Source organism: Rhodoferax sp. U2-2l (genome assembly GCF_020594515.1).
Lineage (GTDB): Bacteria > Pseudomonadota > Gammaproteobacteria > Burkholderiales > Burkholderiaceae_C > Rhodoferax.
On the sequence record NZ_JAJCTH010000005.1, the window covers coordinates 129900 to 150159 of the forward strand.

A 20260-nucleotide genomic window follows, 5' to 3' on the forward strand; every position below is an offset into this window, starting at 1 on the left:
GGAGCACCACATGACCATCAAATACACCCAAGACCACGAATGGGTCCTGATCGACGGCAACAACGCCACCGTGGGCATCACCCACCATGCACAAGACGCGCTGGGCGACGTGGTGTTTGTGGATCTGCCCGAAGTTGGCAAAACCTACGCGGCCAAAGACGCCGCTGCGGTGGTCGAATCGGTCAAGGCTGCCGCTGACGTCTATATGCCTGCCAACGGCACCGTCACCGAAGTCAACGAGGCCCTGCGCGCTGACCCGGCCCTGGCCAACTCAGACCCGCTGGGCGCAGGCTGGTTCTTCAAGATGACACTGAGCAACCCGGCCGAACTCGACGGCCTGATGGACGAAACCAGCTACACCAGCTTTGCAGCTGACGCACATTAAAACTGCAGCGTGCCGCCGCCGGTGACCTGACTGGCGGCGCACGCCCTCCCCTGCTCCCTGTGATGGCCACCTCTGGTTAGCTTTGGCCGCGTTTCCCGCCTGTTGTTTTGTCACCTCTGAGTCACCGCCATGCCCAACACCCCCCCCCTGTCCGAACTTGAAAACAGCAGCGAATTCATCGCCCGCCACATTGGTGTGGACGCCGCCGATGAAGCGCTCATGCTCAAGGCGGTCGGCGCCAACTCGCGCGCCGAACTGATCAACGAAATCGTGCCTGGCAGCATCCGCCGCAGCCAGCCGATGGCGATCTCACCCGCCATCACCGAGGCCGCCGCGCTGGCCGAACTCAAAGCCATCGCCGCCAAGAACAAGGTGGCCAAGAGTTACATCGGCCAGGGGTATTACGACACCCTGACCCCGGGTGTGATCCTGCGCAACATCCTGGAAAACCCAGCCTGGTACACCGCCTACACCCCCTACCAAGCTGAAATCAGCCAGGGCCGGATGGAAGCGCTGGTGAACTTCCAGACCATGATCACCGACCTGACGGCCATGCCGATGGCCAACGCCTCGATGCTGGATGAGGCCACAGCCGCTGCCGAGGCGATGACGCTGGCGCTGCGCATGAGCAAGTCCAAGTCGACCACCTTTTTTGTCGACAACGAGGTGTTGCCGCAAACCCTGGAAGTGATCCGCACCCGCGCCGAGCCGCTGGGCATCACCGTCAAAACCTGCACCGGCGACGAGGCCCTGGCCGATGAGAGTTTTGCGGTGCTGCTGCAGTACCCCGGCGTGAGTGGTGTGGTGCGTGATGACCGTGAATGGATCGCCAACTACAAAGACAAGGGTGGCGTGGTGATTCTGGCCGCTGACCTGCTGGCGCTGACCTTGCTCACCCCACCCGGTGAATTGGGTGCCGACATCGCGATTGGCACCACCCAGCGTTTTGGCATGCCCATGGGCAATGGCGGCCCACACGCCGCCTACATGGCCTGCCGCGACGAGTTCAAACGCAGCATGCCTGGCCGTCTGGTCGGCGTCAGTGTCGACGTGCATGGCAACCCAGCCTACCGCCTGGCGCTGCAAACGCGTGAACAACACATCCGCCGCGAAAAAGCCACCTCCAACATCTGCACCGCACAGGTGCTGCCCGCCGTCATCACCAGCATGTACGCGGTCTACCACGGCCCGCAGGGCTTGAAGCGCATCGCCCAACGCGTCGCCAGCCTGACCGCCGTGTTGGCCGCTGGTCTGGAGTCGCTGGGCTACACCGTGGCCAATGCCACCGCGTTTGACACCCTCACCGTGGAAACCGGTGACGCTACTTCTTCGATAGTTCACAACGCCCTGCAGGCGGGGGCTAACCTGCGATTGGTCTCCAAAGACAGCCTGGGCATCTCGCTCGACGAGACCAGCACCCGCGCCGATGTGGAGGCGCTGTGGTCCTTCTTTGCCGACGCGGTGAGTGGCTGGCCGAACACCGCCCGCCGTGGTGAAACCGGTGGCCGTGGCCGCACCCTGACCTTTGCCCAGGTGGAGCCGCTGGCCGACCCGCTGCTGCCCGCCAAGCTGCTGCGCACAAGCAGCTACCTGAGCCACCCGGTGTTCAACAGCTACCACAGTGAAACCGGCATGCTGCGTTACATCCGCCGCCTGTCGGACTTTGACTTGGCGCTGGACCGCACGATGATCCCGCTGGGCAGCTGCACCATGAAGCTCAACGCCACCAGTGAAATGATCCCGATCACCTGGCCCGAGTTCGCAGGCATCCACCCGTTTGCCCCAGCCGACCAGCGCCAGGGTTATGCCGAGCTGGACGCGCAACTGCGCGCCTGGTTGTGCCAGGCCACCGGCTACGCGGGCATCAGCCTGCAGCCCAACGCGGGCAGCCAGGGTGAATACGCCGGCATGCTGGCGATTCGCGGTTACCACGCCTCACGTGGTGAAGCGCACCGCAACATCTGCCTGATCCCGAGCAGCGCCCACGGCACCAACCCGGCCAGCGCCACCATGGTGGGCATGAAGGTGGTCGTGACCGCCTGTGACGCCCAAGGCAATGTCGACATGGCCGACTTGAAGGCCAAGTGTGAACAGTACAGCGCCAATCTGGCCGCGATGATGATCACCTACCCCAGCACCCACGGGGTGTTCGAGACGAACGTCAAAGACCTCTGCGCGCTGGTGCACAGCCACGGCGGGCGTGTGTACGTGGACGGCGCCAACATGAATGCACTGGTCGGCTTGGCCGCACCGGGTGAGTTTGGTGGTGACGTGAGCCATTTGAACCTGCACAAAACCTTCTGCATCCCGCACGGCGGTGGCGGCCCCGGTGTGGGTCCGGTGTGTGTGGTGGCTGATCTGGTGCCCTTCCTGCCCGGCCATGACGCGGGTGATCTGGCTGGCTCGGGTGTGGGTGCGGTGTCAGCTGCGCCTTTGGGCAATGCCGCGGTGTTGCCCATCAGCTGGATGTACTGCCGCATGATGGGCGCCGCAGGCCTGCAAGCTGCGACCGAAGTGGCTATTCTGAGCGCCAACTACATCAGCGCGCGCCTCAAAGACCACTTCCCCACGCTCTACACCAGTGTGCCGGTGGACGGCAAACCCGGCCGTGTGGCGCACGAATGTATTCTGGACGTGCGCCAACTCAAAGAGACCACCGGTGGCGCCAACGGCATCAGCGCCGAAGACGTGACCAAACGCCTGATGGACTACGGCTTTCACGCACCCACGCTGAGTTTCCCGGTGCCCGGCACGCTGATGGTGGAGCCCACAGAGAGCGAAACACTCGAAGAGCTGGATCGCTTCATCGACGCGATGATTGCCATCCGCGCCGAGATCGCCCAGGTCGAGCAAGGTGTCTGGCCGCAGGACAACAACCCGCTCAAAAATGCGCCTCACACCGCCGCTGCGCTATTGGAAGAAGCGTGGACCAAGCCCTATGCACGAGGGCTGGCGGCCTTTCCGGTGTCCAGCCTCAAACAAAGCAAGTACTGGCCGCCCGTGGGCCGTATCGACAACGTCTACGGCGACCGCAACCTGTTCTGCTCGTGTGTGCCGGTGGGTGAGTAAAACCTGAGGTGCCGAGCACCGGTGTTTCGGCCCGTGGTGAAGCTTGGTTGAAGGTCGTACCTGTCATGGGTACGACCTTTTCCTCTGGACGCGGGCTGCCGCTAGACTCAAGAAGAACTGCGCAAAGCACAAGAGGGGGCCAGATTGACCAAAGAATCTCTTCGCATCGTGACCTGGAACTGCAATGGCGCACTGCGCAAAAAGTGGGGCCGACTATCCACCTTCAAAGCGGATGTCTACGTGGTTCAGGAGTGCGAAGACCCCTGCCAAGCCAATGATGCTGCGTACACCGCCTGGTGCGGCAACCATCTGTGGACCGGCACTCACAAGAACAAGGGCATCGGTGTCTTCGCGTCCAGCCACCTAACCCTACAGGCCATCCCCCTCGATTTGGGGCGTTTGGAACTGTTTCTACCCTGCATCGTCAACAGCGACTGGCCACTGCTGGCCACTTGGACCAAGAAGGCCAACTCCCCCAACTTTGGGTACATCGGGCAGTTATGGAAGTTTCTGCAGGTGCACAGGCCGTTTCTAGCTCATCCGCGCGCCATGCTCATAGGCGACCTCAACAGCAATACCCAATGGGATCAATGGGACCGTTGGTGGAACCACTCGGATGTGGTGCGCGAGCTGTCTGAACTGGGGCTGGAAAGCTGCTATCACCGGCACTACTCAGAGGTGCAAGGCAAGGAAACCCGACCCACGTTCTTTCTGCACCGCAACGCGGAGAAGCCCTACCACATCGACTATGGCTTTACCGGACGGCAGTGGACCGTGCGAAAGGTAGAAGTCGGCGCCAACTCAGACTGGCTGACGGAAAGTGACCACCTGCCCCTGGCTTTTGATTTGGAACGGTCGGAATAACGCCCAGTCCTGGTTGCGTTTGCTGGAGAAAACACCATGAGCCCAATTACCCTGCGTCTGCCCGACTCACTGCACCAACACGCCAAGCAACTGGCGGCCCAAGATGACGCATCGCTTAACCAGTTCATCGTGACGGCGGTGGCGGAGAAAATCTCTGCCCTCAACACCGAGGCCTTTTTTCAGGAGCGCGCGCGGCTTAGCAGCCAAGACAAAGCGGTGGCTGCCTTGGCGAAGGTTCGGCGGGTTGCGCCACAAGCGGGTGACGAACGCTGAGCAAGCGCTCACGGTCACGGGGCTCGGCGCCCGGAACGCTTAAAGCGGTGCGGCCAGAGGACACTGCCTGCCGCGCGCCAGCGCAGTGACCAAGTTCAACCAACAAAAAACCGCCTGGGTTACCCCGGCGGTTTTTTGTTGGGCGGGTCGATCAAACCCGTGAGCCAGCTCAGGCCTTGCGTTGCTTGAGCGCGGTCTGGATCTGACGCACATCCATACCCAGTTCAGCGGCGAAGTCTTCCACGGTCTTGCCGCTGGCATCAAAGGCCCGCAGCAGGGCGGCCTGGCGGGCACGTTGCTGTTCGACCTCGTCAATCACCTCATCGAGCAAGGCGGCGACTTTCTCATCCAGCGTGGTCAGGCGCGACAGGTAGTCCTGGCGGGTCAGGCCGCTGGCCTGGTAGGCGGCCAGCATCTGCTTGCGCAGTTTGGGCAGCAAATCTTCGTCAGAGCGCGCCTGGCGGCGCTGGAACACTTCCACCATCGATAAGAGCACATGCTCGGGCGCCACCGGCTCCACCACCTGGCCTAACAAGTCATGGCGCGGCAGGCCTTGGGCCACACTTTGCAAATAGCGGGTAGAGCGGGTGTGCACACCGAGTGCCACTTTGAGCTCGTCCTTGGCAAACACATCCGGGTGGGCGGCCAGCAGGTCCTGGAACACACCGAGCTTGAGCGGCACAAAACGCTGGCCAAACAGATGGGGGTACAGCTCAAACAGCTTCTCCAGCACCGGCTGGGCGCTGGCAAAGCGGCCCTTGCCTTTGGCGGGCACGGTTGGGGCCGGGGCGGCTGCCTGGGCAGGTGCGGCCGCCGCATCAACGGCTTCTTCGGCCAAAACAGGAGTGGGCGCGTGAGAATCTGGCAAGGTATCGGTCATGGCGGGGATCGGTTGGATCAGTTTGTTTAACCCGCGATTGTCATTCAAAGCGTGACTTCGCTGGCATACTCGCCGCCATGAAGCCCGCCAAATTGTCCCCACCCACCGACGCCAGCCCGGCAAATCCTGGCCTGGCTGAACTGGTGGCGCGCTACAAGGCATCGCGCGGGCACCTGGACGAACTGCGTGGGGTAGTCTCTGACGGTGCCCACCAGGCCGCTGAAGAGGCTGAACAATCGGGGGCTCCCGGCCCTGTCATCACCCCGAATTGGGCAGGGTTCTTCAAGACACTGCGTGACGACACGGCGGCTGACATGAACCAGCGCAGCACAGCGCTGGCGCGCCAGATCCGCGACAACGGCATCACCTACAACGTCTATGCCGACGAAAACGGCCCGCAGCGGCCTTGGTCGCTGGACCTGTTCCCGCTGCTGGTGGATGCCGCCAGCTGGCAACACATCGAAGCCGGTGTCTTGCAACGTGTGCGCCTGCTCGAACACGTCATGGCCGATGTGTATGGCCCGCAAGAGCTGCTGGCGTCGGGCTTTTTGCCACCAGCGCTGGTGCATGGTCACACGGGTTATTTGCGCGCCATGCATGGCATCCAGCCGGTGGGCGGGCGTTATTTGCACATTGCCGCCTTTGACATGGCGCGCGGGCCCGACGGCAACTGGTGGGTGGTGGGCCAACGCACCCAGGCGCCGTCCGGCCTGGGTTATTTGCTGGAGAACCGTCTCGCCATCGCAGCCCAATTTGGCACTGCCTTTGACGAGCTGCGGGTGCAGCGCCTGGCCAGCACCTACCGGGCGCTGATGGACAGCCTGCGCACCCTGAGCCCGATGGGGATGGATGCACACCTGGCCCTGCTGACACCCGGCCCGTACAACGAAACTTATTTTGAACACGCTTACCTGGCGCGTTATCTGGGCCTGACCCTGGTGGAAGGCAGCGACCTGCTGGTGCGCGACGAGCACCTGTACCTCAAGACCCTCAAAGGGCTGGTGCCGGTGCACGGTCTGCTCAAGCGCGTGGATGACGAGTACATGGACCCGCTGGAGCTGCGCGCCGACTCCACCCTGGGTGTGCCGGGCCTGCTGCAGGCCATTCGCGCGGGCAACGTGCTGGTGGCCAACACACCGGGGTCGGCGTTTCTGGAATCCCCAGCGCTGCTGGGCTTTTTGCCCGCGCTGTCACGGCATCTGTTTGATGAAGAGTTGTGTCTGCCCGCCCTGCCCACCTGGTGGTGCGGCGAAGGCGGTGCCATGTTCGACGCGCTGGCGCGCCTCCAAGAATGCGCCATCAAACCGACCTACCCGGGCTCCAGCAGCCATGCCAGTTTTGACGCGGTGCTGGGCGCCAAACAAACGCCCCAGGCGCTCAATGAATGGGCCGGGCGCATCGTGCGCCACCCCGAAGAGCACACGGTGCAGGCCTACACCCCGCTGTCGCAGATGCCCACCTGGCAGGCCGCCGGTCCGGCTGACCCGTCCATCGACCCGCCCCGCCTGGTGCCGCGTTCGGTGATGCTGCGGGTGTTTGCCGTGTCTGACGGCGCCCAGGGCTGGCGTGTGTTGCCCGGCGGGCTGGCGCGGGTGGCCAGCAGCTCACAAGAAATCACCTCCATGCAGCGCGGCGGCAGCAGTGCCGACGTATGGGCACTGACCACCGGCGAAGTCGACCACGCCACCCTGGTGCACCCGCACCTGACGCCTGAGAGCCTGATGCAGCGCAAGCGCCTGGTGACCAGCCGCGCCGCCGAAAACCTGTTCTGGCTGGGCCGCTACACCGAACGCACCGAAAACGCGCTGCGCCTGGCACGCCTGACCCTCGAATGCCTGCACGGTGAAGACCCCTCCAGTGCGCCCCTGCTGACCTGGCTGGGCCAGATGGCCGTGGCCAACACCCTGGTGCTGCCCGGTGTACCGACCCCGCTGCAGGCGCCGCGGGTGTTTGAGCGCGCCCTCATTGACAGCCTGGGCAGCACCCGCAACGCCACCAGCGTCGGCTTTTACTTGCGCGCCCTGAAGATGGCGGCATCGAGCGTGCGCGAGCGCCTGTCGCAGGAACACTGGCGCATCATCACCCGCGCTGAAGAAGTGCTGTTTGCCCGCTTTGCCGAACACCGCCAACGCGGCGACATGCCCGTCCAGCAGGCGCTGCAGATCCTCAAAGACACCAGCGACCACATGGCCGCCATCACCGGCGCGCAGACCGACCGCATGACCCGGGACGACGGCTGGCGGCTGCTGAGCATTGGCCGCCACATCGAACGCCTGGGCTTTTTGTCGACCGCCCTGAACCAGGCCATCCAGTGCAAAAGCCTGGAAACCGACAGCGGCTTTGATGCCATGCTGGAACTGTTTGACAACGCCATCACCTTCCACGCCGAGTTCCAGCAAAGCCGCGACATGGCCGCGCTGGTGGACTTGCTGGTGATTGACCGCGACAACCCGCGATCGGTATCCTGGGTGGCGCACACGCTGCGCGGGCGTCTGGCCAAACTGGCCGGCAGTAACCCCAACGAACTCTGCACTTTGTCGCTCAAGGTGCCCAACCCCAACGCCTGGGGGCTGGCACAGTTGTGCGAGCGCGCGCCCGACCTGGTGACCCCGGTCACATCCGCTGCAGCGTCAGGTGACGAACCAAGTTATGAACTGCTGCGCTCCGTGCTGCACCAATGCAGCAACGCCGCCTATGAGGTGTCGGAGGACATCAGCGCCACTTATTTCACCCATGCCGGCCTGAGCAACCACAGCGTGGGGGCCCTATGAGGCTGGCCATCAGCCACGAAACGGTCTACGAGTACCAGCCGGCGGTGGAAACGGCGCAGCACATGGCCTACCTGACGCCGCTCAATACGCCGGACCAGCAGCTGCTGAGCCACCGGCTGGAGATCACCCCGCAGCCCACCCAAACCAGCGCCACGCGGGATGTGTTTGGCAACACCCGGCACTTTTTTGCGCTGCAGGTGCCGCACCGGCGCCTGCGTGTGGTGGCCACCAGCGAGGTGTTGACCCAGCCCAGCAACCTGCCGCACAACCTGATCGCCTGGGAGGCCGTGCGCGAACGGTTTCGTTACCACGCCGGTGCCACGTTCGATGCGGCCAACGAGTTTGTGTTTGCCTCCAGCATGGCGCCGCACCACAGTGACTTTGCCAGCTACGCCCGGCCCAGCTTCCCGCCGGGCCAGGGCCTGCTGCTGTGTGCGCTGGACCTGATGCACCGCATCTACCGCGACTTCACCTACGAGAGCCTGAGCACCGAGGTCAACACCCCGGCGCTGCAGGCGCTGGCGCAGCGCAAAGGCGTGTGCCAGGACTTTGCCCACATTTTTGTCGCCTGCCTGCGCTCGATGGGGTTGGCGGCGCGTTATGTGAGCGGCTACCTGCTCACCGCTGCCGCGCCGGGCACGGTCAAACTGCGCGGCAGCGACGCGTCACACGCCTGGGCCTCGGTCTACCTGCCAGCCCAGAGCGCCACCGCCACCACACCCGCGTTTGAAGCCAGCTGGGTGGACCTGGACCCCACCAACGACCGCGCCGGCTGGCCCTCACCCGGCGAAGACTATGTGACGCTGGCGATTGGCCGCGACTTCTCCGACGTATCACCGATGCGCGGTGTGATCCACGGCGGTGCCAGCCATGTGTTGACGGTGGGGGTGACGGTGGAGCCGGTGGCACCCATCGAGCCACCAAGGCGGCCAGCGCAGGGCACCGGGCAAAGCCAGACGCAAGGTCAAGGTCAAAGCCAGGATCAGCTGACGAGCAACACACATCCGGGGCTGCAATCGGTTCAATTTGATGCCAGCAGCCTGAAGTCGAACGTCCAGATGAGTGACTGGCACTTCAACCGGGGTGACACCGACGCGCGTTGACCCTATCGCCAAGCCTGCGCGCGCCGGCAGGGCGACTGGGTGATGTGCATGCGGTTTTGGAACGAAATCACGCGCGGGGCGGAGGTTCAAGTTCGCAACGGGCTGTTGACGCGCGCCTTTCATTCCAAAGCCCGGTCACATCACTCAATCACCCTGCCTCAACACTGTTTGAGATGGTGGAAAAAACCGCTTGCGGCTACCACCTTGCCTCCAAATGCGCAACATCGCGAATCATGGAGGAATACCTCTAACCGAATACCTCAGTGACAACTGCGTTTACAAAGGTCTGTCAGCGGTTTGTTCTGCGGCCATTTCGGCTGTTTTCCACCGCGGTTAGGCGGGGTGATTGGGTGATGTGACCGGGCTTTGGGGCGAAAGGCGCGCGACCCAAATGGCTCGCGCATTGACAGCGTCACCCCGCGCGTGATTTCGCCCCAAAACCGCACGCACATCACCCAGTCGCCCCGCCGTGCGTTGCTGCAACCTGTCCAAAGTCACAAAAAAATAGCAGCAACCACTTAGCCAACAATGGCTACAGGCAGATTTCTTGGATAACTCAATCCATCACCGCCGCATACACCATGTCGCGAAACAACATGCGGTAGTACTCGCGCTGGTTCGGCGCCTGCAGCATCAGGCAAGCGAACATGTCCAGCTTGGGGTCGACAAAAAACGAGGTGCCCGCCAGACCACCCCAGAAATAGGTGCCCACCGAGCCCGGCACCGGCGCCACGCCCAAATGCTTGCGCACCGCAAACCCCAGCCCGAAACCATGCCCCGCAGGCAGCAGTGCGCGGGAACCGCCGGGCGCCACGGGGATGTCGCCCAGGTGGTCGGTGGTCATGAAATCCACCGTTTGGGGACCCAGCAGCTGCACGCCATCCAACTCGCCGCGGTTGAGCATGAACTGCAAAAAGCGCGCGTAGTCCTGCGCGGTAGAGATCAGCCCGCCGCCGCCAGACGCCAGCGCGGCGTCGGTGCGCACGTCAATCACCTTCATCTGCAAGCCGCCGTCGGGGTCGCGGGCGAACGGCTCGGCGATGTGACCGTGAAATTCGGGCGGCACGGTGAACGAGGTGTCGGGCATGCGCAGCGGATCAAAAATCTGCTCCTGCATGAACTGTTGCAAGGGTTGTCCGGCGATGGCCTCTACCACGCGGCCCAGCACATCGGTGGCGCGGCTGTATTCAAACACCTGGCCGGGCTGGTACATCAGTGGCAGGGCGGCCAGTTGCTGCGTGAAATCGGCCAGACTGCGCTCACGCGAGCCCAGGCGCAGCTGCGCGTATTGCCGCTGCACCGGGCCGCTGCCCAAAAACTCGTAGGTCATGCCGGCGGTGTGGCGCAGCAGGTCGTGCACGGTCGCGTCGCGCTGCACGGGTTGCAGTTCCAGCGTGCCACCTTCGTTCACCGCCACTTTCTGCCCGGCAAATTCCGGCAGGTGTTTGGCCACCGGGTCGGCCAGCAGCAGGCGACCCTGCTCCACCAGCATCATGGCCGCCACCGAGACGATGGGTTTGGTCATGGAATAGATGCGAAAGCGCGCGTCGTTGTGCATGGCCTCCCCGGTGGCCGGGTTGAGCTGGCCGACACTTTGCAGCAGCGCGGTCTTGCCGTGACGGGCGACCACGGCCACGGCGCCAGGCAGGCGTTGGCTGTCCACCTCGCGCTGCAGCACGTGCATCAGTTGCTGCAGGCGTTGTGGGCGCAGGCCCACTTTGTCGGGGGAGATGGCGGTCAAAGTCATTTTGGGGCTTCCTAGCGTTGGTTTGGCACGGCAATGGTGCATGGCAGTTTGGGCTGGACCCGTTTCAGGGCGCACGCCCCTCATGGGCGTAGCTACCCAGCACGGCGCCGCAGTGGCGGCAATAGTTGGCATCGGGCATGTGGCCTTCGGTCAGGCACTCCTGGCAGGTGCGGGTGGTGACGGTGGCTCTGCGCGCATACGTCATCTCGGCGGTGACGATGCCGGTGGGCACCGCCAGTGTGCCCCAGCCCAGCAGCATCATCAGGGAGGCAATCAGGCGCCCCAGATCGGTCTTGGGGGTGATGTCGCCAAAGCCCACGGTGGTCATGGTGGTGATGGCCCAGTAGACCGAGGTGGGGATGCTGGTGAAGCCATTGGCCGGACCTTCCACCACGTACATCAGGGTGCCGATCACCAGCACAATCATCATCACCGCCGCCAGAAACACCAAAATCTTGCGGCGACTGGCCCGCAACGCCATCCCGATGGCCTGGTACTCCGTCACATAGGCGGTGAGCTTGAAGATCCGGAACACCCGCAGCAGGCGCAAGACGCGCACGTCAATCAGCGCCCCCACTTCGGGCACCAACAGGGCCAGATAGGTGGGCAAAACCGCCAGCAGGTCGATCACGCCATAAAAACTGCGGGCGTACTGCCAGGGGTGACGCACACAGGCCAGCCGCGCCAGGTATTCCACGGTGAAGATCAAAGTGAAAAACCACTCTGCCAGCGTCAATTCGCGGTGAAAACGCACATTGATGCTGTGCACACTGTCGGCCGCCACCACCGCCACACTGGTCAAAATGACGGCGATCAGCAGCTGGTCAAACAGGCGCCCGGCGCGGGTGTCCGCCTCAAAAATGACGGTGTAGACCTGCAAGCGCCAGCCAGTCAGTGGCTTGCCCAGGATTTCAGCTTTCGAATTTGACACAGCGGGCCTTGCAGGGTTTCAGACAGCGCCCATTTTGCACCGTCTCGCCCCCATGGCACGCTTGCTGCTTGATGACAACGACCCCTGTGCGCTGGCGTGACGCCAGCGGCCCCCGCCATGGCAGCGTAAACCCCGATACGCCGGGTCACTAGGCACTGTTAATCTGAAATTTTTTATCAACTGGAGAACTTCACTCATGCGTATCAGCACAGTCAAAACACTGGCGGTCATCGCCGTTGCCATCGGTACGTTAGCCGCCCTGCCCGCCCACGCGGGCAAAACCCTGGACAGCATCAAGGCGCGGGGCCAGGTGATCTGCGGCGCCAACACCGGATTGGCCGGTTTCGGCGCTGCCGACTCCACCGGCAAATGGTCAGGGCTGGATGTGGACATTTGCCGCGCCGTGGCGGCCGCCGTGCTGGGTGACGCCGAGAAAGTGAAATACGTGCCGCTGAACGCGCAGCAACGCTTCACCGCGCTGCAGTCCGGCGAAGTGGATGTGCTGTCGCGCAACACCACCTTCACCCTGACCCGTGACGCATCCCTGGGCCTGAACCTGACGGCGGTGACCTACTACGACGGCCAGGGGTTCATGGTGCCAGCCAAGAGCAAGATCAAGAGCGCCACCCAGCTCAAGGGCCAGACGGTGTGCGTGCAGTCCGGCACCACCACCGAGAAGAACCTCACCGACTACTCCAAGGCCAAGGGCCTGGGCATCAAGCCGGTGGTGTTCGAACAGCTCGAAGCTGCTGAAAACGCCTACTTCACCGGCCGTTGCATCGCCTACACCACCGACGCCTCCGGCCTGGCCTCCACCCGCAACAAGGTGGCCAAGGTGCCAGCAGACCACATCATCCTGCCCGAGCTGATCTCCAAGGAACCGCTGGGCCCGATGGTGCGCCGCGGTGACGACGAGTGGTATGCCATCGTCAAATGGGTGATCTACGGCCTGCTCGAAGCTGAGGAGTACGGCATCACCCAAGCCAATGTGGATGCGATGAAAGCCTCCAGCACCGACCCGGTGGTCAAGCGCATTCTGGGCACCACCGAAGACACCGGCAAGCTGCTGGGTCTGGACAAGGAATGGATGGCCCGTGCCCTCAAGGCCACCGGTAACTACGGTGAGATTTTCGAGCGCAATGTCGGTCCCAAATCGGCACTGGCCCTGCCCCGTGGTGTCAACAACCAGTGGAACAAAGGCGGCTTGATGTACGCCTTCCCGGTGCGCTAAACCACGGTCTGTCGCCATGCGCTGCCTGATATCGCACTGGCGAATCGCGCAGCGCCTTTTTTTGGCATGACCTCTTTCAGCATGACCCAACCGGTTCACGCTCTGGATTCATCAGGCGCCTGCGGGCGAGTCGCACCATGAGCATTCACACCCCCGCCCCCAAAAAAACCAGCTGGTCGTGGCGAAGTCAGGCGTTTCGCGGGCTGGTGTACCAGCTGCTGGCCATCATCGCCATCGCCGGTGTGGTCTGGTTTCTGGCCCACAACACCCTGGTCAACATGCGCGTGCGTGGCATCCAGAGCGGCTTTGACTTCATGGCGCAAGCCGCCGGTTTTGACATTGGCGAGAGCTTGTACCCGTTTGACTCCGAAGAGTCGTACTGGCGCGCGTTTCTGGTGGGTGTGACCAACACCTTGCGGGTGGCGCTGCTGGGCATCATTTTGTCGACCCTGCTGGGCACGCTGCTGGGCATGGGCCGCTTCTCACGCAACGCCCTGGTGCGCGGGCTGTGCCTGTCTTATGTCGAAGCGTTCCGCAACATTCCGGTGTTGCTGCAGCTGCTGATGTGGTATGTGATCCTGACCGAGACACTGCCGTCGTCTGACAGTGCCTGGCAACTTGGCTCGTTCTTTTTGTCCAAAGGCGGGCTGAACTTCCCGATTCCGGTGTGGGCCACAGGCCAGCTCTGGGCAGCTTTCGGGCTGCTGGGCGGCGTGGCGCTGGTGCTGGTTTACCGCCGCTGGGCCAGGCGCCAGTTTGAAGCCACCGGCCAACTGCGCAGCGCTATCTGGGTACCGGTGCTGATTCTGGTCAGCTGCAGCCTGGTCGGCTGGGCGCTGGGTGGCGCCCCGACCGAATTGAACCGCCCCATCAAGGGCGATTTCTCCATCGAAAACGGCGGCGCCCTGACGCCTGAATTTCTGGCGGTGCTGATTGGCCTGACGCTCTACACCGCCTCGTTCATCGCCGAAGTGGTGCGCGGCGGCATTGCCTCGGTGCCGCGCGGCCAGAGCGAAGCGGCCTCGGCGCTGGGCCTGTCGCACCAGCAGGAAATGCGGCTGGTGATGCTGCCGCAAGCCCTGCGCGTGATCATCCCGCCGCTGACCAACCAGTACCTGAACCTGACCAAAAATTCATCGCTGGCAGTGGCCATCGGTTACCCGGATGTGGTGTCGATCGCCAACACCGCGCTGAACCAGACCGGCCGCGCGGTGGAGTGCATCTCCATCGTGATGCTGGTGTACCTGACCACCTCGCTGGGCACCTCGCTGCTGATGGGCTGGTACAACAGCCGCGCGGCGATCAAAGAGCGTTGAACGGAGCCCCACCATGAATGCAACCACGTTCCAACCGATTCCGGCGCGCCCGGCGCCGGTCAACACCGAAGGTCCGCTGGCCTGGATCAAAACCAACCTGATGGGCGACTGGCAAACCACCCTCTCTACCGTGCTGATTGGCGCGGTGCTGCTGTGGTACGTGCCGCAGATCATCAATTGGGCTTTCATCACCGCCAGTTGGGCGCCTCGCTTTGAAGCCTGCAGCGCCGAAGGTGTGGGCGCCTGCTGGGGCGTGATCGCCGAAAAATACCGCATCATCATTTTTGGCCGCTACCCGTATGAAGAACAGTGGCGCCCGCTGATCGCCACCCTCCTGCTGACCGGCTTGCTGGTGCTGAGCTGTATGCGCAGCTTCTGGAAAGCCTGGCTCCCACTGCTGTGGCTGGTCGTCTTGGCGGTGTTTTTTGCCTTGATGTACGGCCATGTCGGCGGCCTGACCCAGGTGGACACCGACCGCTGGGGCGGCTTGCCGCTGACCATTTTGCTGTCGTCACTCTCGCTGGTGCTGTGTTTCCCGATTGCCCTGCTGGTGGCGTTGGGGCGGCGCTCCAAGCTGCCGGCCATCCGCAGCTTTTGCACGATTTACGTGGAGCTGATCCGCGGCGTGCCACTGATTTCGGTGCTGTTCATGGCCTCGTTCATGTTCCCGCTGTTCATGCCCCAAGGCACGCAGATTGACGTGCTGCTGCGGGTGCTGGTGGGTATCACGCTGTTTGCCGCAGCGTACATGGCCGAGGTGATTCGCGGCGGGCTGCAGGCCATCCCCAAAGGCCAGGTCGAGGCCGCCGCGACGCTGGGGCTGAGTTACTGGCAAACCCAGCGCAAGATTGTGCTGCCGCAAGCGCTGGCGATGGTGGTGCCGGGCATCATGAACAACTTCATTTCCACCTTCAAAGACACCTCGCTGGTGACGATTGTGAGCCTGTACGAGCTGACCGGCGCACTCAAACTCGGTGTCAATTCAGACGCCAATTGGCGCCCGTACATCATTGAAGGCTACTTCTTCATCGCCTTGATCTACTTTGTTTTCTGCTTCTCCATGTCGCGCTACAGCCGCTGGGTGGAACAGCAGGTGAACAAAAGCAAGCTCAGATAACTTGCGGGACAGACCAAGATTTGCAAAGCAAATTTGCTCTGTCCCCAACACTTTGAGACTTGTTTCGCCCTCAACCGATTCATGCATTCAACCAACAATCACCATGGCTGACACCCCAAGCACCCCACCGATCATCACTTTCGACAAAGTCAACAAGTGGTACGGCAACAACTTCCATGTGCTGCGCGACATTGACCTGAACGTGGCCAAGGGTGAACGCATCGTCATCTGCGGGCCATCCGGCTCGGGCAAATCGACGCTGATCCGCTGTATCAACCGCCTCGAAGAGCACCAACAAGGCCGCCTGATCGTCGATGGTGTGGAGCTGACCGACGACGTGAAAGCCATCGACCAGGTGCGCAAAGAAGTGGGCATGGTGTTCCAGCAGTTCAACCTGTTTCCGCACCTGACCGTGCTGGAAAACCTGACTTTGTCACCGATGTGGGTGGGCAAGATGCCCAAAAAAGAGGCCGAAGACAAGGCCATGGTGCAGTTGCAGCGGGTGCGCATTGCCGAACAGGCCCACAAGTACCCGCTGCAGCTCTCGGGTGGCCAGCAGCAGCGGGTGGCGATTGCGCGGGCGTTGTGCCTCAAGCCCAAAATCATGCTGTTTGACGAGCCGACCAGCGCGTTGGACCCCGAGATGATCAAGGAAGTGCTCGACGTGATGATCACCATGGCCGATGAAGGCATCACCATGCTCTGCGTGACGCATGAAATGGGCTTTGCCAAGGCCGTGGCCGACCGGGTGATCTTCATGGATCAAGGCCAGATCGTTGAGCAGAACAACCCGCACGACTTCTTCAATCACCCCAAAAGTGAACGCAGCAAAGACTTTTTGTCCAAAATTTTGGGGCACTGAGCGCCCATTAGCCACTGAAATCTCGCTTGACTTGGATTGATCCAAGCCCAAGTCAAGCGCACCGAACCGGTGCGCGTAGTAGCATCTGTGGTTCAGGGTTATTTGACACGGCAGCCAAGTTACCGCGACGCATGAAAAATGACGGTCATTGCGGGCAAGGTCCGCCATCCATGGATCACCCCGGAACGTGGCTCAGGACGGGCGCCTCGCATCCGGGATGACAAACTGCTCTTCCAAGTTAACCTTGTGCTTGTCGACATTCACTTTCAACCACATCAATGCCATGCAAAAAAAGTCTTTATTCACCGGTTCGCTCCATCTGACTGCCGCCGCCGCGCTGACCCTGTGCGCCTCCCTGGCCCACGCGCAGGACGTTCAAACCGTGCGCATCGCCCACGCCGGCCCCACCTCGGGCGGCATTGCCCACATCGGCAAAGACACGGAAAACGGCGTGCGCATGGCCATTGACGACCTCAACGCGCAAGGTCCGGTGATTGGTGGCAAGCGCATCAAGTTTGAGCTGGCCGCCGAAGACGACGCGGGCGAACCGCGCCAGGCCACCGCCGTGGCGCAAAAGCTGTGCGATTCCAAAGTGGCAGGCGTGGTCGGCCACCTGCAGTCGGGCACCACCATTCCGGCGTCCAGCATCTACAACAAGTGTGGCCTGCCGCACATCACTGCAGCGGCCACCAACCCCGACGTGACGAAACGTGGCTTCAACACCACCTACCGGCTGATTGCCAACGACAACGCGCTGGGTGCGGCGCTGGCCTACTTTGCGCACGACGCGCTCAAGATCAAGACGGTGGCGGTCATCGATGACCGCACTGCCTACGGCCAGGGCCTGGCTGACGTGTTCAAAGCCACGGCCGAGCAAAAAGGCATTCAAGTGCTTGCCATGGAATACACCAACGACAAGGCCACCGATTTCACCGCCATCCTGACCGCCATCAAGGCCAAGAAACCCGACGCCATTTTCTACGGCGGCCTGGACGCCCAAGCCGGCCCGATGTTGCGCCAGATGGAGCAGCTCGGCCTGGCCAACGTCAAGTACTTTGGCGGTGACGCCATGTGCACCGAGAAACTGGTCGAGCTGTCCAGCAAAGCGGGAACGGTCAAAAACGTGACCTGCGCCACCGGCGGCGCCTCCGTGCAAAAGATGCAAGGCGGGGCCGAGTGGAAGAAGAAATACGACGCCCGTTTCCCTGGCCAGTTCCAGATCTACAGCCCCTACGCTTATGACGCGACCTTTGTGCTGGTGGACGCCATGAAGCGCGCCAACTCGGTGGACCCGCAGGTGTACGTGCCGTTCATCGGCAAGACCCAGTTCAAAGGCATCACCGCCAACATCGCCTTCACGCCAAAAGGTGAGCTGACCGCCCCAGCCGTCACGCTCTACACCTACAAAGACAACGTGCGTGCGGCGCTGAACTGATCTGGCCAACCCGCTGGCACCGTGGCGGTGCCAGAGGCCTGCCCTGCTGTCACGGCGCAGCGGGGCGGCTTGTCATACCGGGTGGCCAGCCCAAGCTGGCACGTCAGCTGCCCGCCACCTTCATCTTCTTGATCAGGATCGAACCCACCGTTTTCGCACCTTGGTTGTAAGCGTCGGCCCCGACGGCAACGATGTCCTTGAACATGGTTTTCATGTTGCCGGCGATGGTGATCTCTTCCACCGGAAAGGCGATGAGACCGTTTTCCACCCAGAAACCGCTGGCGCCGCGTGAATAGTCGCCGGTGACGCTGTTGACACCGCTGCCCATGAGCTCGGTGACAAACAGGCCGGTACCTAATTTTTCCAGCATGGCGTCCAGGTTGTCGCCAGCACGGGTCAGGCGCGAGGTGAGCGTCAGGTTGTGCGAGCCACCCGCGTTGCCGGTGGTTGCCATGCCCAGCTTGCGCGCCGAGTAACTGCCCAGAAAGTAACCTTGCACCTTGCCCGCCTCGACCACGCTGCGCGCCTGCACCCGCACGCCTTCGTCGTCAAACGGCGAGCTGCCCTTGGCACGCTTGACAAACGGGTCTTCCAGGATGTCGATGTGTTTGGGAAACACCTGCTTGCCCAGAGAATTCAGCAAAAACGAACTCTTGCGGTAAAGCGCACCGCCGCTCACCGCCTGCACAAACGTGCCGAGCAAACCGGCTGCCAGCGGGGACTCAAACAGCACCGGGCATTCGGTGGTGGGGATCTTGCGGGCATGCAAGCGACTCAAAGCGCGCTCGGCGGCGTAGCGGCCAATCGCCTCGGGCGAAGCCAGGTCGGCCGCATCGCGCTGCGAGCTGTACCAATAATCGCGCTGCATGTTTTTGCCTTTGCCAGCAATCGGCGACACCGACACCGAATGGCGCGAGCTGGCGTACCCGCCGCGAAAACCGTGGGTGTGCGCGCTGAAAAAGTGCGATTGCTGCGCCGACACCCCCGCGCCTTCGCTGTTGGTGATGCGCTTGTCCACACACAGTGCTGCGTTTTCTGTCTGCAAGGCCAACTGCGCGGCCTGCTCGCTGGTGATGGCCCAGGGGAAAAACAGCTCCAGGTCGGTGCGCTGCTCGTTCGGCTGGGCAATGTCGGCCTCGTCGGGCAGCGCGGCAAACGGGTCTTCGGCGGTGAAGCGGGCAATGTCAAACGCCGCCTGCACGGTCTGCTCAATGGCTTGCTGCGAAAAATCCGAGGTGCTGGCGTTGCCCCGGCGCTGACCCAGGTGCACGGTGATGCCCAGCGATTTGTCGCGGTTGCGCTCCACGTTCTCCAACTCGCCCTTGCGCACCGACACGCTCAGCCCGCAGCCCTCGGAGGCGTGGGCAGACGAGTCGGTGGCACCGATTTTCTTGGCGTGGTGCATGGCGCTGTCCACCAGGTCTTCAAAAAACGCCCGGCTGTAGGCGAAACCGGCATCAGCTTTCGGCGCTGTTTGCGAAGGGGCCGTGGCAGCAGAAGTGCGTTTGCGAGGGGTGGATGTGGAAGCGGTGGAAGGCATGGTGGAGGCGGCTGCGTGGCGGGCACGCGCGGGCCGTTGGGGGTAGTTCATAGCGGCGGCTATGATACTTGGCTATGTCAAGAAAACTGAAAAAAGGCTATTTTGTGCGCGGCGAGTTTGTGGCCGAGGGCAGCGAGCGCGATATCGAGCTCAAAGCCGAGCTCAAGGGCACCGATGAGCAGAGCCGCACCGACCTCAAACGCGAAAGCACCGAGCTGCAAAAACTCGGCGAAGCGCTGCTGACCCTGCGCGCCGACTTGCTGGCGCGCCTGCCCTTGAGCGACAAGTTCAAGGACGCGATTCTTGAGGCCAAACGCATCACCAACTTCGAGGGCAAGCGCCGCCAGATGCAGTACATCGGCAAGATGATGCGCAAGCTCGAAGCGGCTGAGGTGGAGCAGGTACGCGCCGCGCTCGACGAGCAGGCCAATGGCTCTGCCGCGGACAACCTGGCGCTGCACCAGGCCGAAATCTGGCGCGACCGGCTGATCAGCCAGGACGACGCCGCCGGCCAGTGGATTGCGCAGTACCCGAGCACCGACACCCAGCAATTGCGCGCGCTGATCCGCCAGGCCCGCAAGGATGCGGTGCCCGAAAAACCCGGTGCTGCCGTGCGCCATGGCCGCGCCTACCGCGAAATATTCCAGCTGGTGCGAGATGCCCTGATGGCCGTCCCCGAGCCAGATGCTTCCATCCACCCCAGCACCTTCAGCCCAGCCCAGGAAGCGTCCTGACC

Annotated in this window: 16 protein-coding genes; 12 read left to right on the forward strand and 4 right to left on the reverse strand. The window is 62.7% G+C overall.

Annotated features, from left to right (window positions below; translation table 11 throughout):
* Positions 1 to 10: 10 nt before the first annotated feature.
* The 4 genes from gcvH to LHU53_RS06495 all read left to right on the forward strand — a co-directional run bounded on the left by gcvH (position 11) and on the right by LHU53_RS06495 (position 4591).
* The gene (gene gcvH, locus LHU53_RS06480; RefSeq protein WP_227331447.1) at positions 11 to 385 is read left to right on the forward strand and encodes a glycine cleavage system protein GcvH; all 375 of its coding nucleotides are present in this window, start codon (positions 11 to 13) and stop codon (positions 383 to 385) included.
* A 129-nt stretch (positions 386 to 514) separates the two neighbouring features.
* Complete coding sequence (gcvP, locus tag LHU53_RS06485) at positions 515 to 3454, forward strand: aminomethyl-transferring glycine dehydrogenase (protein ID WP_227331448.1); 2940 nt, start codon at positions 515 to 517, stop codon at positions 3452 to 3454.
* Between the two features lie 144 nt (positions 3455 to 3598).
* A complete protein-coding gene (locus tag LHU53_RS06490) occupies positions 3599 to 4318 on the forward strand; it encodes an endonuclease/exonuclease/phosphatase family protein (protein ID WP_227331449.1) in 720 nt (239 codons plus the stop codon).
* Between the two features lie 36 nt (positions 4319 to 4354).
* Positions 4355 to 4591, forward strand: a complete 237-nt coding sequence (locus LHU53_RS06495; protein WP_227331451.1) for a YlcI/YnfO family protein — start codon at positions 4355 to 4357, stop codon at positions 4589 to 4591.
* Between the two features lie 169 nt (positions 4592 to 4760).
* On the opposite strand, the gene LHU53_RS06500 is transcribed toward LHU53_RS06495, so the two are convergent.
* A complete protein-coding gene (locus LHU53_RS06500; RefSeq protein WP_227331453.1) occupies positions 4761 to 5471 on the reverse strand; it encodes a ProQ/FINO family protein in 711 nt (236 codons plus the stop codon).
* A gap of 77 nt (positions 5472 to 5548) precedes the next feature.
* Here LHU53_RS06500 and LHU53_RS06505 point away from each other — a divergent pair, with 77 nt between their 5' ends.
* Positions 5549 to 8242: a circularly permuted type 2 ATP-grasp protein gene (locus tag LHU53_RS06505; protein ID WP_227331455.1), complete on the forward strand. Its 2694-nt coding sequence runs from the start codon at positions 5549 to 5551 to the stop codon at positions 8240 to 8242.
* The gene (locus tag LHU53_RS06510) at positions 8239 to 9345 is read left to right on the forward strand and encodes a transglutaminase family protein (protein ID WP_227331457.1); all 1107 of its coding nucleotides are present in this window, start codon (positions 8239 to 8241) and stop codon (positions 9343 to 9345) included. The genes LHU53_RS06505 and LHU53_RS06510 overlap by 4 nt, the downstream gene beginning before the upstream one ends.
* 556 nt (positions 9346 to 9901) lie before the next feature.
* On the opposite strand, the gene LHU53_RS06515 is transcribed toward LHU53_RS06510, so the two are convergent.
* Positions 9902 to 11092 (reverse strand): serine hydrolase, encoded by a 1191-nt coding sequence (locus LHU53_RS06515; RefSeq protein ID WP_227331459.1) that lies wholly within the window; start codon positions 11090 to 11092, stop codon positions 9902 to 9904.
* 64 nt (positions 11093 to 11156) lie between these two features.
* Positions 11157 to 12023, reverse strand: coding sequence for an ion transporter (locus tag LHU53_RS06520; RefSeq protein WP_227331460.1), 867 nt, complete (start codon positions 12021 to 12023; stop codon positions 11157 to 11159).
* Positions 12024 to 12219: 196 nt separating this feature from the next.
* Between LHU53_RS06520 and LHU53_RS06525 the strand changes: the two genes are divergently transcribed.
* The 5 genes from LHU53_RS06525 to LHU53_RS06545 all read left to right on the forward strand — a co-directional run bounded on the left by LHU53_RS06525 (position 12220) and on the right by LHU53_RS06545 (position 17984).
* Positions 12220 to 13254 carry an amino acid ABC transporter substrate-binding protein gene (locus LHU53_RS06525; protein ID WP_227331462.1) on the forward strand — a complete coding sequence of 345 codons (1035 nt, stop codon included), beginning with the start codon at positions 12220 to 12222 and terminating at the stop codon, positions 13252 to 13254.
* A gap of 137 nt (positions 13255 to 13391) precedes the next feature.
* A complete protein-coding gene (locus LHU53_RS06530; protein WP_227331463.1) occupies positions 13392 to 14570 on the forward strand; it encodes an amino acid ABC transporter permease in 1179 nt (392 codons plus the stop codon).
* A 13-nt stretch (positions 14571 to 14583) separates the two neighbouring features.
* The gene (locus LHU53_RS06535; RefSeq protein ID WP_227331465.1) at positions 14584 to 15687 is read left to right on the forward strand and encodes an amino acid ABC transporter permease; all 1104 of its coding nucleotides are present in this window, start codon (positions 14584 to 14586) and stop codon (positions 15685 to 15687) included.
* Positions 15688 to 15790: 103 nt separating this feature from the next.
* Complete coding sequence (locus LHU53_RS06540) at positions 15791 to 16549, forward strand: amino acid ABC transporter ATP-binding protein (RefSeq protein WP_255631937.1); 759 nt, start codon at positions 15791 to 15793, stop codon at positions 16547 to 16549.
* 283 nt (positions 16550 to 16832) lie between these two features.
* On the forward strand, positions 16833 to 17984 hold the full coding sequence (locus LHU53_RS06545) for a branched-chain amino acid ABC transporter substrate-binding protein (protein WP_227331467.1): 1152 nt from the start codon (positions 16833 to 16835) through the stop codon (positions 17982 to 17984).
* A 103-nt stretch (positions 17985 to 18087) separates the two neighbouring features.
* Here LHU53_RS06545 and pmbA read toward each other — a convergent pair whose 3' ends face one another.
* Positions 18088 to 19524 (reverse strand): metalloprotease PmbA, encoded by a 1437-nt coding sequence (gene pmbA / locus LHU53_RS06550; RefSeq protein WP_227331663.1) that lies wholly within the window; start codon positions 19522 to 19524, stop codon positions 18088 to 18090.
* A 74-nt stretch (positions 19525 to 19598) separates the two neighbouring features.
* Between pmbA and yjgA the strand changes: the two genes are divergently transcribed.
* Positions 19599 to 20258, forward strand: coding sequence for a ribosome biogenesis factor YjgA (gene yjgA / locus LHU53_RS06555; protein WP_227331469.1), 660 nt, complete (start codon positions 19599 to 19601; stop codon positions 20256 to 20258).
* Positions 20259 to 20260 lie beyond the last annotated feature (2 nt).

What these genes read in the sequence shown, in the direction of transcription:
- gcvH (WP_227331447.1), top strand. Translation starts at nt 11, where the DNA reads ATGACCATCAAATACACCCAAGACCACGAATGGGTCCTGATCGACGGC.
- gcvP (WP_227331448.1), top strand. Translation starts at nt 515, where the DNA reads ATGCCCAACACCCCCCCCCTGTCCGAACTTGAAAACAGCAGCGAATTC.
- LHU53_RS06495 (WP_227331451.1), top strand. Translation starts at nt 4,355, where the DNA reads ATGAGCCCAATTACCCTGCGTCTGCCCGACTCACTGCACCAACACGCC.
- LHU53_RS06500 (WP_227331453.1), bottom strand. Translation starts at nt 5,471, where the DNA reads ATGACCGATACCTTGCCAGATTCTCACGCGCCCACTCCTGTTTTGGCC.
- LHU53_RS06505 (WP_227331455.1), top strand. Translation starts at nt 5,549, where the DNA reads ATGAAGCCCGCCAAATTGTCCCCACCCACCGACGCCAGCCCGGCAAAT.
- LHU53_RS06510 (WP_227331457.1), top strand. Translation starts at nt 8,239, where the DNA reads ATGAGGCTGGCCATCAGCCACGAAACGGTCTACGAGTACCAGCCGGCG.
- LHU53_RS06515 (WP_227331459.1), bottom strand. Translation starts at nt 11,092, where the DNA reads ATGACTTTGACCGCCATCTCCCCCGACAAAGTGGGCCTGCGCCCACAA.
- LHU53_RS06525 (WP_227331462.1), top strand. Translation starts at nt 12,220, where the DNA reads ATGCGTATCAGCACAGTCAAAACACTGGCGGTCATCGCCGTTGCCATC.
- LHU53_RS06530 (WP_227331463.1), top strand. Translation starts at nt 13,392, where the DNA reads ATGAGCATTCACACCCCCGCCCCCAAAAAAACCAGCTGGTCGTGGCGA.
- LHU53_RS06535 (WP_227331465.1), top strand. Translation starts at nt 14,584, where the DNA reads ATGAATGCAACCACGTTCCAACCGATTCCGGCGCGCCCGGCGCCGGTC.
- LHU53_RS06540 (WP_255631937.1), top strand. Translation starts at nt 15,791, where the DNA reads ATGGCTGACACCCCAAGCACCCCACCGATCATCACTTTCGACAAAGTC.
- LHU53_RS06545 (WP_227331467.1), top strand. Translation starts at nt 16,833, where the DNA reads ATGCAAAAAAAGTCTTTATTCACCGGTTCGCTCCATCTGACTGCCGCC.
- pmbA (WP_227331663.1), bottom strand. Translation starts at nt 19,524, where the DNA reads ATGCCTTCCACCGCTTCCACATCCACCCCTCGCAAACGCACTTCTGCT.
- yjgA (WP_227331469.1), top strand. Translation starts at nt 19,599, where the DNA reads ATGTCAAGAAAACTGAAAAAAGGCTATTTTGTGCGCGGCGAGTTTGTG.